Raw genomic sequence first — 14,680 nt, 5'->3', positions numbered from 1 at the left:
TCACGGTGCGCACCGCCGGGAACGCCACGGCGAGGAACGCCAGGGCGACCAGCACCCACCAGGTCGTGGCGCCGGCGACCGCCACGACGGCGACCGCAGCCGCCAGGACGAGCAGCAGGTAGAGGGCGCGGGTGCGGCCGTCGCCGAGGCGCACGGCGAGGGTGCGCTTGCCGGCCACGGTGTCGGTGGGGATGTCGCGCAGGTTGTTGACGACCAGGATCGCGCAGGCCAGCGCCCCGACCCCGATCCCGGCGTAGAGGGCCGGCCAGACCCAGGTCTCGGTCTGGACGTAGGTGGTGCCGATGACCGCGACCAGGCCGAAGAAGACGAAGACCATGACCTCGCCCAGGCCGAGGTAGCCGTAGGGGGTCGAGCCGCCGGTGTAGTACCAGGCGGCGACCACGGACACCGCGCCCACGGCGACCAGCCACCAGGCGGTGCTGGCGGCGAGGACCAGCCCGGCGACTCCTGCCACGCCGAACGCGAGGAAGGCGGCGCGCTTGACCGCCGCCGGGGTGGCCGCGCCCGAGCCGACCAGGCGCATCGGGCCGACGCGGTCGTCGTCGGTGCCACGGATGCCGTCGGAGTAGTCGTTGGCGTAGTTGACGGCCACCTGGAGGGCCAGGCTCACGACCAGGGCGAGGAGGGCCTTCCACCAGACGCCCTGCCACTCGTCCCACGCTCCGGCGTACGCCGCCACGCCGGTGCCGGCGAGGACCGGTGCGACCGCAGCGGGGAGGGTGCGCGGACGCGCGCCGGCGAGCCAGTCAGCGGAGGTAGCCACGAGGAGCGATTCTCCCCCAGGTGGTCGTGGCTCAGCGGCTCGGGTCGAGGTCGTGCTCGACGAGGAAGCGCTGGGCGGCGCGGCTGGCCGGGTGGATGCCCACGGTGGCGGCCACGACGATGGCCGCGATCACCACCCAGCCGAGGGAGCCCCAGCTGATCGCGAGGAAGGTGTAGAGCGCCGGCGCCCAGACGTACCCGAGCGTGCCGCCGAGGTTGCCCGCGCCCTGGTACTCGCCGCGTTTGTCCGGGTCGGACAGCTCGGACTCAAAGGCCCAGCTGGCCGCCGAGAGGTAGAGCTCCGCTCCGGTCACGGTGATGTGGCCCAGCCAGATCAGCGCGATCGTGAGCGCCCCGACGGTGTCGTGCGTGATCAGCGTGATGATGCACGAGGCGACGAAGAACGCCGAGCTGATGCGGGCGGCCTTGAGGGCCGTGGCCACGTCCTTGACGCCGCGTGAGGCCGCCATCGGCAGGAAGATGCACATGACGGTGTTGGTGCCGAAGAGCAGCGCCAGCAGGACCCGCGGGGCGTCGGTCTCCTCGACCAACCACAGCGGGATGACGATCTGGAGCAGCACCTGGTTGGTGCTCAGGACGCCGGTGAAGAACGACGTCGCCAGGTAGCCGCGGTTGCGCAGCGCGCCCGGCACCTCACCGGGGGCGTCGCCCTCGAGGGCCCCCTCGACGGCCGCCTCCAGGGCGCTGGGCCGCTCGCGGTGGGCGGCCCGCGGCAGGCGCGAGATCCAGAACGCGTTGACGGCGACCAGCGCGGCGGTGAGCCAGGGGAGCGCGCGGATCATGGCGTCGTTGTCGAAGGCGAGCGCGAAGCCGCCGAGGGCAGCGCCGAGCGTGAAGCCGAGGTTGAGCGCGGAGTACATGTAGGCCTGCGACTGCACCCGCTCCTGACGCGGCAGGACGTCGAGGATGTAGGCGCCCCGGCCGGCGCCGCCGGCGCTGTTGACGACCTCGAGCACGATGCTCATCGCGAGGAACGCGACGAAGCCGTCGATGAAGGGCCACACGGTGTACATCGCGGCCGTGCCGAACGCACCGATGCACCAGGTGTTCTGGGGGCCGATCTTGTCGGCGAGCTTGCCGGCCGGCACGGCGACGAGGAAGGACACGACGCCCGCCACGGTGATGCCGAGGCCCACCTGGGCGGCCGAGAGCCCGACGATCTGGGTGAAGAAGACCGCACTGGCGGTCATGAAGGTGCCGTCACCGATCGCGTAGAGCACCGACTGCACCGACAGCTTGCCGGCGAGGGGTGAGGGGGGCTTCAACGTCGCGATCACCGAGGACACGGCGAGCATGCAACCACGGCGGACTAGCGTTGAGCACATGGATAACGGCGAGGTCACGGCCACGGGGCAGGTCGGCGCCCTGGCCCGCTGGCTCGAGGCGCCCGGCGAGCCCGCCCCGTGGGTCGTCGAGACCTCCGGGTCGACGGGACACCCCAAGCGGGTGCAGCTCTCCCGTCGGGCGGTCCTGGCCTCGGTGAGCGCGACCGAGCGCCGCCTGGGTGGGCGCGGGCAGTGGGTGCTGGCCCTGCCGCCGTCGTATGTCGCCGGGGTGCAGGTGATCTGCCGGTCGCTGGTCGCGGGGCACCAGCCGCTGCTGCTCGACCCGGCGGCTCCGGTCTGGCCGCGCGAGGGCACGTGGTTCACCTCGCTGGTGCCGACGCAGCTGCTGCGGGTGCTCGAGGACCCCGACCAGGTGGCCGCGCTGCGCACCGCCCACACCGTCCTGCTCGGGGGTGGTCCGATGGATCCCGCGCTCCGCGCACGGGCCGAGGCGGCCGGAGTGCGGGTCGCGGCGACCTACGGCATGGCGGAGACCGCAGGCGGCTGCGTCTACGACGGGAGGCCGCTCGACGGGGTCGCGCTCGCCCTGGGTGACGGCGGACGGATCAGGATCGGCGGACCGACCGTCTTCGACGGCTACGAGGGCGACCCCGAGCAGACCGCTGAGGTGCTCGTCGACGGCTGGTTCCTCACCTCCGACGCGGGTCGCCTCGACGAGGACGGCCGGCTCAGCGTGCTCGGCCGGCTCGACGACATGGTGGTGAGCGGCGGGGTCAACGTGCCCGCGCCCGCTGTCGCCGCGCGGCTGCGCGCGCACCCGGACATCACGGCGTGCGAGGTGCTGGGCGTGCCCGACCCGGAGTGGGGGACGCGCGTCGTGGCCTTCGTGGTCGGCGGGGTCTCCGTCGAGGAGGTGCGCGACTTCGTGGCGGCCGTCCACCCGCGCTCGTGGGCGCCCCGGCAGGTCGTGGCGCTCGACGCGCTGCCGCTGCTGGCCAACGGCAAGGCCGACCGTCTCGCGCTGCGGGGGCTCGCCGGTGCTTGAGGTCTTCAGCATCCCGATGCGCACCCGCTTCCGCGGGATCACCGTCCGCGAGGGCGTGCTGCTGCGCGGCCCGTCCGACGCAGACGGCCGCTGGGGGGAGTGGAGCCCGTTCCTGGACTACGACGCCGCGGTCGCCGAGCCGTGGCTGCGCTGCGCCGAGGAGGCCGCCGCCGGTGACTGGCCCGCACCCGTGCGCGACCGGGTGCCGGTCAACGTGACCGTGCCCGCGGTCGGGCCCGAGCAGGCGCACGCGATCGTGACCGCAGGCGGGTGCACGACCGCCAAGGTCAAGGTCGCCGAGCCGGGGCAGCCCCTGGCCGACGACGAGGCCCGGCTCGAGGCGGTGCGCGACGCGCTCGGTCCCGCGGGCGCGGTGCGGGTCGACGCCAACGGCGGCTGGTCGGTCGACGAGGCCGTCGTCGCGATCGCGGCGCTGGACCGGGCAGCGGGCGGGCTCGAATATGCGGAGCAGCCCGTGGCGAGCGTCGAGGACCTCGCCGTCGTACGCCGTCGGGTCGGTGTGCCGATCGCCGCTGACGAGTCGATCCGGAGGGCCGCCGACCCCTACCGCGTGCGCGAGCTCGAGGCCGCGGACATCGCCGTCCTCAAGGTGCAGCCGTTGGGGGGCGTGCGCGCCTGCCTGCGGATCGCCGAGGACATCGGCCTGCCGGTCGTGGTGTCGTCGGCGCTGGAGACCTCGGTCGGGATCGCCGCCGGCGTGGCGCTGGCGGCCGCCCTGCCGTCGCTGCCCTATGCCTGCGGGCTCGCGACCGTGCAGCTCTTCCACGGCGACGTCGTCGTGGACTCCCTGCTCCCGGTCGACGGCTGCCTGCCGACCGGGGTGCCGGCCGTGGATCCCGGGCGCCTCGCCGGGCTGCGCGCCTCGCCCGAGCGCGTGGCCCACTGGGAGGCCCGCCTCGCCGAGGTGCGGGCCCTGCGGCAGGATCGGTCGTCGTGAACCCGTCGACCCAGCTCGCTCGTGCCGTCGTGTCGGCTCTGGTCGAGGCCGGGGTCAGCGAGGTGGTCGTCTCGCCGGGCTCGCGCAACGCACCGCTGTCCTTCGCGGCCCTCGCTGCGGCATCGGCGGGTGCCGTGCGCCTGCACACCCGGGTCGACGAGCGCAGCGCCGGCTTCCTCGCCCTGGGCCTGACCCGCAGCCACGCCCGGGCCGCGGTCGTGTGCACCTCGGGCACGGCCGTCGCCAACCTGCACCCGGCGGTCCTCGAGGCCGCTCACGCAGGGGTGCCGATCGTCGTGGTGACCGCCGACCGGCCAGGGCGCCTGCGCGGCACCGACGCCAACCAGACGACCGACCAGGTGGGCATCTTCGGTCGGCTGGTCCCGACGCACGACCTGGCGGCCGGTGCCGCGCTGCCGGACCTCCGCGTCGACGGTCCGCTGCACCTCAACCTGCAGCTCGACGACCCGTTGCTGCCCGATGCCTCCGACGACGGCTGGGTGCCCGCGCTGGCACCCTCTGCCGAGCGGAGGGACGAGGCGTCCGGGCCCACCCCGGTCGAGCTGCCGCTGGGCCCGCGCACGGTCGTCGTGGCCGGCGACGACGCCGCCCAGGGCGCCCGGCGCCTCGCCGAGGCGGCAGGCTGGCCGCTGCTCGCCGAGCCCACGAGCGGCTCCCGCACGGGCGACCACGCCCTGCGCTGCTACCGGCTGCTGCTCGACGGCACCCTGGGGAGCGACATCGAGCGCGTGGTCGTCCTGGGGCACCCGACGCTCTCGCGGCCCGTCACCCGGCTGCTGGGGAGGGCCGAGGTGGAGGTGGTCTCGGTCCGCTCGCGCGGGGTGTGGGCAGAGCGGCCCTACGCGGTGGCGCTCGAGGCGTCGGCCGTGACGGTCGCGGGTGCCGACGACCCGGCCTGGCTCGAGCGTTGGCGCGAGGCCGACCGCGACGTCGCGCGGAGGCTCGACGCGCTGCTGGCCGCCGAGGCCGACCTCACGCCGTACGAGGTGGCGGGGGCGGTGAGCCGGGCCCTCGCGCCGGGCGACCAGCTCGTGGTCGGTGCCTCCAGCCCGATCCGCGACCTCGACCTGATGGTCCGGCCCTATCCGGTCGGCAGTCGCCGCAAGACGATCGCCAACCGCGGCCTCGCCGGCATCGACGGCACGATCTCGACCGCGATCGGGGCCGCGCTGGGGCGTGGGACCCCCGGGCGGACGATCGCGCTGATGGGCGACGTGACCTTCCTCCACGACAGCAACGGGCTGGTCCTCGGCCCGCAGGAGCCGCGCCCTGACCTGACGATCGTGGTCGTCAACGACGACGGTGGCTCGATCTTCACGATGCTCGAGCAGGGTGCCCCGGAGCACGCGGCCGGCTTCGACCGGCTCTTCGGGACCCCGCACGGCGTGGACCTCGCGTCGCTGTGCGCTGCCACCCGCACGCCGCACTGGCGCGTCGGGAGCCTGCCCGAGCTCGAGCAGGCGCTCGCCTCGCCCCACGGCGGGATCGAGGTCGTCGAGGTGCGCGTGCGACGCGACAACCGGCGCGAGCTCGACGAGCGGATCCGGGCGCTCGGGGGCTGAGCACCCCCGGGACGGTCGGTCGGGAATCAATCCGGCGCCGTCGGCGATGATGACCCCGTGGAGATCGCCTTCTTCCTCGTCGCGCTGAGCGTCGGGGTCCTCGCCGTCACGGCGCTCGCGGAGCGGATCGACGTGCCGCCGCCGCTGCTGCTGATCGCGGTCGGCGTGGCGACGTCCTACGCACCGGGCATGCCGGAGGTCCACCTCGAGGCCGAGGTCGTGCTGCTGGGGCTGCTGCCTCCGCTGCTCTACGCGACGGCGATCCAGACGTCGCTGGTCGACTTCAACGCCAACAGGCGCTCGATCCTGCTGCTCTCGGTCGGCCTGGTCATCTTCACCACCGTCGGCATCGGCGCCCTCGTGCACGTGCTCATCCCCGGCATCGGCTGGCCGGCGGCGTTCGCGATCGGCGCCGTGGTCGCGCCGCCCGACGCCGTGGCGGCGACCGCCATCGCCCGTCGCATCGGGCTGCCGCGGCGGATCGTCACGATCCTCGAGGGCGAGTCGCTGCTCAACGACGCCACCGCCCTCGTGTCCCTGCGCACCGCGATCGCCGCGGGCGGCCTGGGCATCAGCACGATGGAGGTGGCCGAGGACTTCCTGGTCGCCGCCGGGGGTGGGGTGCTCGTCGGCTTCGGGCTCTTCGTGCTCGTCGCCAAGCTGCGCAAGCAGATCACCGACCCGCTCATGGACACCGCGATCTCGTTGGTCGTGCCGTTCGCGGCCTACATCCTGGCCGAGGAGATCCACGCCTCCGGCGTCATCTCCGTCGTCATCGCGGGCCTCCTCCTGGGCCACAAGGCCCCCGTCCTGCAGACCGCCCAGTCGCGCATCGCCGAGCGGATGAACTGGCGCACGATCGCCTTCGTCCTCGAGAACACCGTCTTCCTGCTCATCGGGCTCCAGGCCAAGTGGCTCTTCGAGGACGTGGGCCGGAGCGACCTGAGCCCCGGTCGCATCGTCGCGGTCTGCGCCGCCACGCTCGTCGGCGTCATCGTCCTGCGGATGGTCTGGGTCTTCCTGGCCCGCTACCTGCTGGTGCGGCCCGGTCCCGACCGCGCCACCGGCCAGGTCCCGCCGTGGCCCTACACGTTCATCCTCGGCTGGGCCGGCATGCGTGGCGTCGTCACGCTCGCGGCGGCGTTCATCATCGACGACGACACCGAGCACCGCGAGGTGCTGCTGCTGATCGCCTTCACCGTCGTGGCCGGCACGCTCTTCATCCAGGGCCTGACCCTGCCGTGGCTGGCCCGTCGCCTCCGGGTGCCCTCGCCCGACCCGATGGACGACGCCCTGGCCCGCGCGACCCTGCTCCAGCAGGCGTCCAAGGCGGGCTTCGAGGCCGTCGAGAAGATGGACTACGAGGACCCGCACGGGGTCGTCGACCTGGTCCGGCAACGCATCGACCAGCGCAACTTCGCGGCCTGGGAGCGCCTCGGCACGACCGCCGAGGAGGAGACGCCCAGCGAGCTCTACGCCCGCATCCGGCTGGCCATGCTGGCCGCCGAGCGGGGCCGGATCCTGGAGATCCGCTCGTCGGGCACCGTCGCCTCGGAGGTCGTCGCCGACGTGCTCGCGATGCTGGACCTCGAGGAGTCGATGATCGACAACGCCACGCACGAGCGCGAGGACATCCGTGCGGTCAGCGTGCCGCGCGCCCCCGGCGACCAGTGCGACGAGCTGCTCGCCCACCCGGTCGCCGAGACCGTGCACGACGGCACCTGTGCGCGCTGCCTGGAGGACGGCACCCGCTGGGTCGCCCTGCGCCAGTGCCTGGAGTGCGGACACGTCGGGTGCTGCGACTCCTCACCCGGCCAGCACGCGACCGCGCACTTCCACGAGACCACCCACCCGGTCATGCAGTCCGCCGAGCCGGGCGAGGACTGGCGCTGGTGCTTCCTGCACCACCTGACCGCGTGAGCTAGCGGTCCGCCAGCACGTCCTCCAGCGAGCGGGGCTCGTGCCCGGCCACCCGTCGTACGTCGTCGGAGAGAGCGGCCAGCGACCCGCTGGCGATCGCGGTGTAGGTGCTCACCCACGCGTCGAGCTGCCACCGGGCGGCGCCGTAGGCCTCACGCCGCCAGGCGTAGGCCGCCTCCACCGTCTCGTCCTCGAAGCGCACCTCACGGCCCTGAAAAGCGCCGATCCGCGCGGCGGCCTCCGTGAGGGTCAGGGCCTCCGGCCCGCAGAGCGTGTACGTCGCCCCGGCGTGCGCGCCCGGGTCCCGCAGGACGGCAGCGGCCACGTCGGCGACGTCCGCGCGCGCGACCGCGGCGACCCGACCCGAGCCGGCGGGGCCGCGGATGACGCCGGCCTCGTCGGCGAAGAGCGGCAGCACGTCGAGGTAGAAGTTGTCGCGCAGCAGGGTGAACGCCATGCCTGACTCCCGGATCGCGGCCTCGGCGTCGTGGTGGTCGCGACCCAGGGTGAACACGGCATCGGGGGAGGCCCCGGCGAAGGACGTGTAGACGACGTGCCCCACCCCGGCGTCCGCCGCGGCCGTGATGAACGTGCGGTGCTGCGCGCGCCGGACCTCGGACTCGGCGGCCGACACCATGAACAGCACGTCGACGCCCTCCAGCGCGGCGTGCGCGGCCGGCGCGTCGTCGTAGGAGCAGGCGCGCACCTCGCCCCCCAGGTCGGGCGCACGCGACGGGTCGCGCACGACGAGGAGCGGCGCGAGGTCCGCCAGCTGTCGCGCGACGAGGCCGCCGAGCGCGCCGGTCGACCCGGTGACGGCGAGTCGAGGGCTCACGTGCCGGCCCTCAGCATCCGCACGTGGAGCCCCTCGTCGTGCTCGTCGCTGGTGCCGTCGAGACGGAAGCCCTGGCGCTCGTAGAACCGGATCGCGCGCTCGTTGCCGGCCAGCACCCACAGGTAGGCCGCGCGGTCACCGATCGCCTCGCTGAACAGCGCATAGCCGACGCCGGTGCCCCACTGCCGGGCCCGCACGTAGAGCGCCCACAGCTCGAGCTCGGTGTCCACGTCGGCGTCGCGACCGGCGCCGGAGGACGCGAAGCCGACCAGTCCCTCGTCGTCCTCCGCCACGATCGTGGTGTGGTCGCCGGTGAGGATGGTGCGCCAGCGCTCGACCCTGGCCTCGGTCTCGTCGCGCCGGTCGTCGAGGATCGACTGCGGCATCAGCCCGGTGTAGGCGTCATCCCAGACGTCGAGGTGCAGGTGCGCCAGCGCCTCGGCGTCGGCCGCTGTGGCACGTCGTACGACGGGCTGGCGGGAGGTCGGCATGGCCTCACTCTAGGTACTGTGCCGGGCATGCGGATCACGAAGCTCGGCCATGCCTGCGTGCGCATCGAGCACGAGGGTGCGGTGGTCGTCCTCGACCCCGGTGTCTTCACCGACGCGGAGGCCGTCGACGGAGCCACTGCCGTGCTCATCACCCACGAGCACCCCGACCACTACCTGCCCGACCACCTGCGCGCCTGCGACGCCCCGGTCTTCACCGTCGCCGCGGTTGCCGCCCGCATCCGCGAGGACGCGCCGGACCTGCTGGAGCGGGTGAGGGTCGTGGCTCCCGAGGAGCGCTTCGACGTCGGGGTCCCCGTGCGGGCCGTCGGTGAGCTCCACGCGGTGATCCACGAGGACTACCCGCGGTTCTTCAACTCAGGCTTCGTCCTCGACGTGGCCGGCACGAGCATCTACCACCCGGGTGACGCGCTGACCCTGCCGGGACAGCCGGTCGACCTGCTCCTCGCGCCGGTGTCGGCGCCGTGGCTGAAGGTCTCCGAGGCCATCGACTTCGTGCGCGCCGTCGGGGCGCCGCGCTCGCTCGGCATCCACGACCGGGTCTACTCCGAGGCAGGGCTCGGGATGGTCGAGACCCACATGGGCAACCTGCTGCCCGACGGCCAGGAGTTCGTGCGACTGGCCGACGGGGCCGACCTAAAGGTCAGACCCCACCCAGGGCGTCGCGCACCGGCACGAACTTCGCCTGGGCCTCGGCGAGCTCGGCCTCGGGGTCGGAGTCGGCCACGATGCCGCAGCCCGCGAAGAGCCGGATCCCGTCGTCCTCGACCGAGGCCGAGCGCAGGGCGATGCCCCACTCGCCGTCGCCCCGGGCGTCCATCCAGCCCACGGGCCCGGCGTAGCGGCCGCGGTCCATGCCCTCGATCTCGGTGATCAGCCGGGTCGCGACGTCGGTGGGGGTGCCACCGACCGCGGCCGAGGGGTGCAGCGCCTCCGCGAGCCGCAGCGACGAGACGGTCGCGGAGTCGTGGACCACGCCGTTGACGTCGGTCGCGAGGTGCATGACGTTGGGCAGGTGCAGGACGAACGGCGCCTCGGGCACGTTCATCGACGAGCAGTGCGGCTCGAGGGCGTCGGCGACCGAGCGGACGGCGTACTCGTGCTCCTCGAGGTCCTTCGACGAGCGGGCCAGCGTCGCGGCGAGCGCGAGGTCGCGCTCGTCGTCGCCCGTGCGGCGGATGGTCCCGGCCAGCACCCGGGAGGTGACCAGGCCGCGCTCGCGGCGCACGAGCATCTCCGGCGTCGCGCCGAACATGCCGTCGACGTGGAAGGTCCAGCACATCGGGTAGGACTCGGTGAGGCGGTGCATCGGCCAGCGCACGTCGATGGGCTCGCTGGCCCGGGCCAGGAGGTCTCGTGCCAGGACGACCTTCTCCAGGTCGCCGGCGCTGATGCGGGCGACGGCGTCGGCCACCGCCGACATCCACTCCTCGCCGTTGAGGGCGCCGTCGGAGAAGGTGACGGCGGTCGGGGGGCGCGGCGGCTCCGCGACGGTGACGGCAGGTGCCTCGGCGGCGACCCCGGTGGTGGAGATCGTCGTCAGCCAGGCACGGTCACCGCGGCGACCGACCACGACCGAGGGCAGGACCAGGACCGAGTCGCCGGGGAGGTCGCCGAAGGCGAAGGTGCCGAAGCAGACCGGACCGGTCCCGGGCTCGCCGACCTCGTCGCGGACGTCGGCGCGGGCGATGGTCTCGCTCCACCACTTGTCGGCGTCGGAGAAGCGGGTCGGCCCGCTCGTGCGCAGCACCGCCGCCTCGCCCCAGCCGACGAGGCCCTCGCCACGGCGCAGCCACGCGACCGGGTGGTCGGTGGGGAGGAGCGACACCAGGGACGTCGCGGCGTCCAGGTCGATCGAGACGGTGCGCGCGACCAGCGAGGGGGTCGGCCCACCCGGGGTCGCAGCGTTCGTCACTCCACGAGCCTACCGAGCGCATTGGTCCACCGGACTGGACCGTGGGTAACGTCACCGCGTGACCGCGACCTCATCTCGCCCCTCGTCCTCCTCGACCCCTGCCGTGCTCGGGGTCCTCGTCGGCCTCGTGCTGCTCGCCGCGGTGGTGGCCTTCGCCGTGCTGCTGCCTCGTGCGCACGGGAGCGCCGACACCGACCTGCCCGCCACCCTGCCCGGCGGACTGACCGCGACGGACGTCCTCGACGAGTCCCAGGGCGACCCCGCTGCGGCCCAGGACTTCGCCGACCAGCAGCGCGAGCTCATGGCGTCCGCGGAGGACCGCCTCGAGGCGGTCTACGACGTGCCGGCGCATGCCCGGACCTACCAGGACCCCGAGCGCGGGGTGCAGGTGACCGTCATGGTGCTCGAGCAGGCAGCCGGGCCGTTCGTGCCGGACGGTCCGCCGGTCGACCCGTCGCTCCTGGGCAACGCGCGCAACCAGACCGACCTCGTCCAGGTCGGTGAGGGCACCTGCTCCCTGATCTGGCAGCAGCCGGTCCCGGCGGGCGAGCCGATCACGGAGCCGGACCCGCAGGCGGTCAAGTGCCAGGTGGGTGGCGACGAGAGCACCTACCAGCTGATCGGCGTCGGGATCACCGCTCAGGAGGGCGTCGAGATCCTCGAGGGCCTGCTCGGCTGACGTCCGCCCGCCGCCTCAGGAGCGGTAGACGATCACCGTGTCACCGACCGCGACCTGGTCGTAGAGCCACGCGATCGCGTCATAGTCGCGCACGTTGACGCAGCCGTGGGACGCGCCGGCGTAGCCGACCGCGGCGAAGTCGGGGGAGTAGTGCACCGCCTGCCCCCGGGAGAAGAACATCGCGAACGGCATCGGGGTGTCGAAGAGGCTGGACACGTGGTCACGGCTCTTGGAATCCACCGAAAAGGTGCCCTCCCGCGTCGGGGTCGCCGAGCCGCCGAAGCGGGTGTCGACCGTTCGCAGGACCTCACCTCCGACGACCCACCGCAGCGTGCTGCTGGTCTTGTCGATGCACAGCACGCGACCGGTCAGGCAGCGCGGGTCGAGCGCCCCGGGCACGTTGTCGCCGAGCTGGTTGGTGAGCTCGGCCGCGGTCGGCTCGCTCGTCATGCCCAGCAGGCGGTCGAGCGTGCGCCGGTCGACCGCGCCGGTGACCGGGATCTCCCGCTTGGCCTGGAAGCCGCGCACGGCCTCGGTGGTGAGGTCGCCGTAGAAGCCGGTCACGTCCGCCTCGAACCAGTCGATCTGGCGCAGTCGGGCCTGCAGGTCGCGCACCTCGTCGCTCTCGTCGCCGGGCGACAGCAGGGCCGGCCCCGGCTGGAGCTCCGGCTCGGGCTCTGGCTTCGGCGTGGGGGTGGGCTCCGGGGTCGGCTCGGGATCCGGCTCGGGCGTGGGCTCGGGCGTGGGCTCCGGGCTGGGTGCGACGTCGACCGGCTGGGCGGGCGCGGTCGGCTCGGTGGCCGTCGCGGTGGTCGGCGAGGACTCCGAGGACCGGTGGGTGGCCCAGCCGACGCCGTACGCCGCTCCGGAGAGCAGGGCGACGACGACCACGATGAGCGTGAGACGACGGACGATCGACATGGCGTTTCCCTTGGTCTGTGGGTGGTTCGACACTCAGGTGACGCCGACCAGGGCCTGCGGGTTGCAGCCGCGGGCGAGGAATCTCGGGTCGAGACCAAGTCGTGACCGGCTCCGGGTGACGACCGGGCCCCCCGTACGCTCTGCGCGTGGCCCGCGCTGAGCTCGACAAGCAACCGACCGACGTCCGTCGGATGTTCGACGCGGTCGCGCGCCGCTACGACGTCACCAACGACGTGCTCTCCCTCGGCCAGGACCGCCGCTGGCGACGCGACGTCATCGACGCCGTCGACCCCCAGTTCGGCGAGATGGTCCTCGACCTCGCCGCCGGCACCGGCACGTCCAGCCAGCCCTTCGCCGACCGGGGCGCGCGCGTGGTGCCCTGCGACTTCTCCCTCGGGATGCTGCAGGTGGGCAAGAAGGCCAAGCCCCACCTGCCGTTCACGGCGGGTGACGGCACGCAGCTGCCCTTCGCCGACGACACCTTCGACGCGGTGACGATCTCCTTCGGGCTGCGCAACATCGTCGACCCGGCGGCCGGCCTCGCCGAGATGCGCCGCGTCACCAAGCCCGGCGGGCGTCTGGTCGTCTGCGAGTTCAGCCACCCCACGTGGTCGCCGTTCCGCACGGTCTACATCGAGTACCTCATGAAGGCGCTGCCGCCGGTCGCCCGCGCGGTGTCGTCCTCGCCCGACGCCTACGTCTACCTCGCGGAGTCGATCCGCGCCTGGCCCGACCAGGAGGCGCTCGCGGCCATGATCGGCGAGGCCGGCTGGCTCGCGCCCGAGTGGCGCAACATCTCCGGCGGCATCGTGGCGCTGCACCGCGCCACCGCCTGAGTCAGGTCGACGCGAGCAGCAGCAGTGCGAGGCTGACCTCGACCGCGGCGCCGAAGACGTCGCCCGCGACCCCGCCGAAGCGCTTGGCCGCCCGACGCACCAGCCAGGCCACGGCCAGGAGCGCCAGTGCCGTGGCGACGAGCGCGCGCCACCAGGGCAGGTCGTTGACCTCCATGACGAGCGCGAGCACGGCGGTGAGCACCACCCAGCAGGCCACGGCGACGCCCGGCGCGATGGTGCCGACGTACGTCGCCGCGAGGCCGGTGTCGCGCGCCGCCGGGACGCCGCGCACCGACATCACCACGGTGACGCCGCGGGACACGCAGACCAGGGTGCCTGCGAGCAACGGCCCCCACGCCAGCCCCAGGAGCGCGGTCAGCGCCCCGACCTGGATGCCGAGGACCAGCACGAGCGCGGACGCGCCGGCGGGCCCGGCGTCGCCGCGCTTCATCACCTCCAGCGACCGCTCGGCGTCGTAGGAGCAGGTCAGGGCGTCGGCGGTGTCGGAGAGCCCGTCGAGGTGGAAGGCGCGGCTGCCCAGGGCCAGCGCGGCGATCGCGGTCGCCGCCACCGCGATGGGGGCCAGCTCGAGCTCGCGCCCGCCCCAGCACACCAGGCCGACCAGCAGGCCGAGCGGCAGCACCGCGAGGGGCGCCACGATCATCCCCGGCACGGTGACCGAGCGGTCGACCTTGCTGGGTGGCTTGACCGGGATCGCGGTGAGCGTCCCGACGGAGAAGCGCACCACGTCCATGATCACGCCGAGAGGCTAGCGACTCGCGTCGCGGGGCGGCGAGAAGGGCCCGATTTAGGGAACGCTCCCGTGACATAAATGCCTGTCCGCGAGGGGGTGTGACGGGGCCCGGACCTGGGTGTGACCTGCGCGACGTCGAGTGGCAGGATGTGGGCTGCGCCACCTCGTGATTATCTTCACAAAGTCACAATCGCGGAGTCCAGCGGGCGCATGAGACACGGAAGGAGCGCTGGGATGGAGCTCTACACACCAGTGCTGGCACTGGCCCTCCTCGCGGCGTTGTTCGCGGTCGGGTCCGTCGCCATGAGTGCGTTCATCGGGCCCGCGCGCTACAACCGCGCCAAGCTCGACTCCTACGAGTGCGGCATCGAGCCGACGCCGCAGCCCGTCGGTGGCGGCCGCTTCCCGGTGAAGTACTTCATCACCGCGATGCTCTTCATCGTCTTCGACATCGAGATCATCTTCCTCTACCCGTGGGCGGTCCACTTCGACGCGATGGAGCTCTTCGGGCTCGTCGAGATGGTGATCTTCATCGCCACCGTCTTCGTCGCCTACGCCTACGTGTGGCGACGCGGCGGGTTGGAGTGGGACTGACCGCGGCGCTGCACGCGCCTGACGACGTTCGATCGCTGGTC

At 73.3% G+C, this 14,680-nt stretch carries 14 protein-coding genes and 1 pseudogene; 8 read left to right on the top strand and 7 right to left on the bottom strand.

Features of this window, described 5'->3' with window-relative positions; all coding sequences use genetic code 11:
- A partial coding sequence (locus tag AAG827_RS01705; RefSeq protein ID WP_341924035.1) for a 1,4-dihydroxy-2-naphthoate polyprenyltransferase occupies positions 1–784 on the bottom strand: 784 nt, incomplete at its 3' end.
- A gap of 31 nt (positions 785–815) precedes the next feature.
- A complete protein-coding gene (locus tag AAG827_RS01700) occupies positions 816–2,099 on the bottom strand; it encodes an MFS transporter (protein ID WP_341924034.1) in 1,284 nt (427 codons plus the stop codon).
- Between the two features lie 28 nt (positions 2,100–2,127).
- Here AAG827_RS01700 and AAG827_RS01695 point away from each other — a divergent pair, with 28 nt between their 5' ends.
- From AAG827_RS01695 to AAG827_RS01680, 4 genes are read left to right on the top strand one after another with little or no spacing between them, the layout of a single operon-like run.
- Positions 2,128–3,135, top strand: coding sequence for an AMP-binding protein (locus AAG827_RS01695; protein ID WP_341924033.1), 1,008 nt, complete (start codon positions 2,128–2,130; stop codon positions 3,133–3,135).
- Complete coding sequence (locus AAG827_RS01690; RefSeq protein WP_341924032.1) at positions 3,128–4,093, top strand: o-succinylbenzoate synthase; 966 nt, start codon at positions 3,128–3,130, stop codon at positions 4,091–4,093. The genes AAG827_RS01695 and AAG827_RS01690 overlap by 8 nt, the downstream gene beginning before the upstream one ends.
- On the top strand, positions 4,090–5,676 hold the full coding sequence (gene menD, locus AAG827_RS01685; RefSeq protein ID WP_341924031.1) for a 2-succinyl-5-enolpyruvyl-6-hydroxy-3-cyclohexene-1-carboxylic-acid synthase: 1,587 nt from the start codon (positions 4,090–4,092) through the stop codon (positions 5,674–5,676). The genes AAG827_RS01690 and menD overlap by 4 nt, the downstream gene beginning before the upstream one ends.
- A 57-nt stretch (positions 5,677–5,733) precedes the next feature.
- Positions 5,734–7,596, top strand: coding sequence for a Na+/H+ antiporter (locus AAG827_RS01680; RefSeq protein WP_341924030.1), 1,863 nt, complete (start codon positions 5,734–5,736; stop codon positions 7,594–7,596).
- A 1-nt stretch (position 7,597) separates the two neighbouring features.
- Here AAG827_RS01680 and AAG827_RS01675 read toward each other — a convergent pair whose 3' ends face one another.
- Positions 7,598–8,431 carry an NAD(P)H-binding protein gene (locus AAG827_RS01675; RefSeq protein WP_341924029.1) on the bottom strand — a complete coding sequence of 278 codons (834 nt, stop codon included), beginning with the start codon at positions 8,429–8,431 and terminating at the stop codon, positions 7,598–7,600.
- Positions 8,428–8,922 carry a GNAT family N-acetyltransferase gene (locus tag AAG827_RS01670; protein WP_341924028.1) on the bottom strand — a complete coding sequence of 165 codons (495 nt, stop codon included), beginning with the start codon at positions 8,920–8,922 and terminating at the stop codon, positions 8,428–8,430. Before AAG827_RS01670 ends, AAG827_RS01675 begins: the two co-directional genes overlap by 4 nt.
- Before the next feature lie 27 nt (positions 8,923–8,949).
- Here AAG827_RS01670 and AAG827_RS01665 point away from each other — a divergent pair.
- Positions 8,950–9,414 (top strand): annotated as a pseudogene (locus AAG827_RS01665) (MBL fold metallo-hydrolase); the annotation flags it as partial.
- Positions 9,415–9,583: 169 nt separating this feature from the next.
- Here AAG827_RS01665 and AAG827_RS01660 read toward each other — a convergent pair.
- Entirely contained in the window at positions 9,584–10,855 is a 1,272-nt protein-coding gene (locus tag AAG827_RS01660; protein ID WP_341924027.1) for an isochorismate synthase, read from the bottom strand.
- Between the two features lie 58 nt (positions 10,856–10,913).
- Here AAG827_RS01660 and AAG827_RS01655 point away from each other — a divergent pair, with 58 nt between their 5' ends.
- Positions 10,914–11,534, top strand: coding sequence for a hypothetical protein (locus AAG827_RS01655; protein ID WP_341924026.1), 621 nt, complete (start codon positions 10,914–10,916; stop codon positions 11,532–11,534).
- Between the two features lie 15 nt (positions 11,535–11,549).
- Here the strand turns inward: AAG827_RS01655 and AAG827_RS01650 are convergent, their stop codons facing one another.
- Positions 11,550–12,455, bottom strand: coding sequence for a L,D-transpeptidase family protein (locus AAG827_RS01650; protein ID WP_341924025.1), 906 nt, complete (start codon positions 12,453–12,455; stop codon positions 11,550–11,552).
- A 146-nt stretch (positions 12,456–12,601) separates the two neighbouring features.
- On the opposite strand from AAG827_RS01650, the gene AAG827_RS01645 reads away from it, so the two are divergent.
- Complete coding sequence (locus tag AAG827_RS01645; RefSeq protein WP_309647170.1) at positions 12,602–13,291, top strand: demethylmenaquinone methyltransferase; 690 nt, start codon at positions 12,602–12,604, stop codon at positions 13,289–13,291.
- Position 13,292: 1 nt separating this feature from the next.
- Here AAG827_RS01645 and AAG827_RS01640 read toward each other — a convergent pair whose 3' ends face one another.
- Complete coding sequence (locus tag AAG827_RS01640) at positions 13,293–14,045, bottom strand: adenosylcobinamide-GDP ribazoletransferase (RefSeq protein WP_341924042.1); 753 nt, start codon at positions 14,043–14,045, stop codon at positions 13,293–13,295.
- Positions 14,046–14,279: 234 nt separating this feature from the next.
- Here AAG827_RS01640 and AAG827_RS01635 point away from each other — a divergent pair, with 234 nt between their 5' ends.
- Complete coding sequence (locus AAG827_RS01635; protein ID WP_341924024.1) at positions 14,280–14,639, top strand: NADH-quinone oxidoreductase subunit A; 360 nt, start codon at positions 14,280–14,282, stop codon at positions 14,637–14,639.
- The last annotated feature ends 41 nt before the right edge of the window (positions 14,640–14,680 follow it).

It is taken from the genome of Nocardioides psychrotolerans (genome assembly GCF_943371775.1).
Classification (GTDB): Bacteria; Actinomycetota; Actinomycetes; order Propionibacteriales; family Nocardioidaceae; genus Nocardioides; species Nocardioides psychrotolerans_A.
The sequence above is the reverse complement of the archived record's forward strand: the minus strand, read 5'-3'. Positions and strand labels throughout refer to the sequence as shown.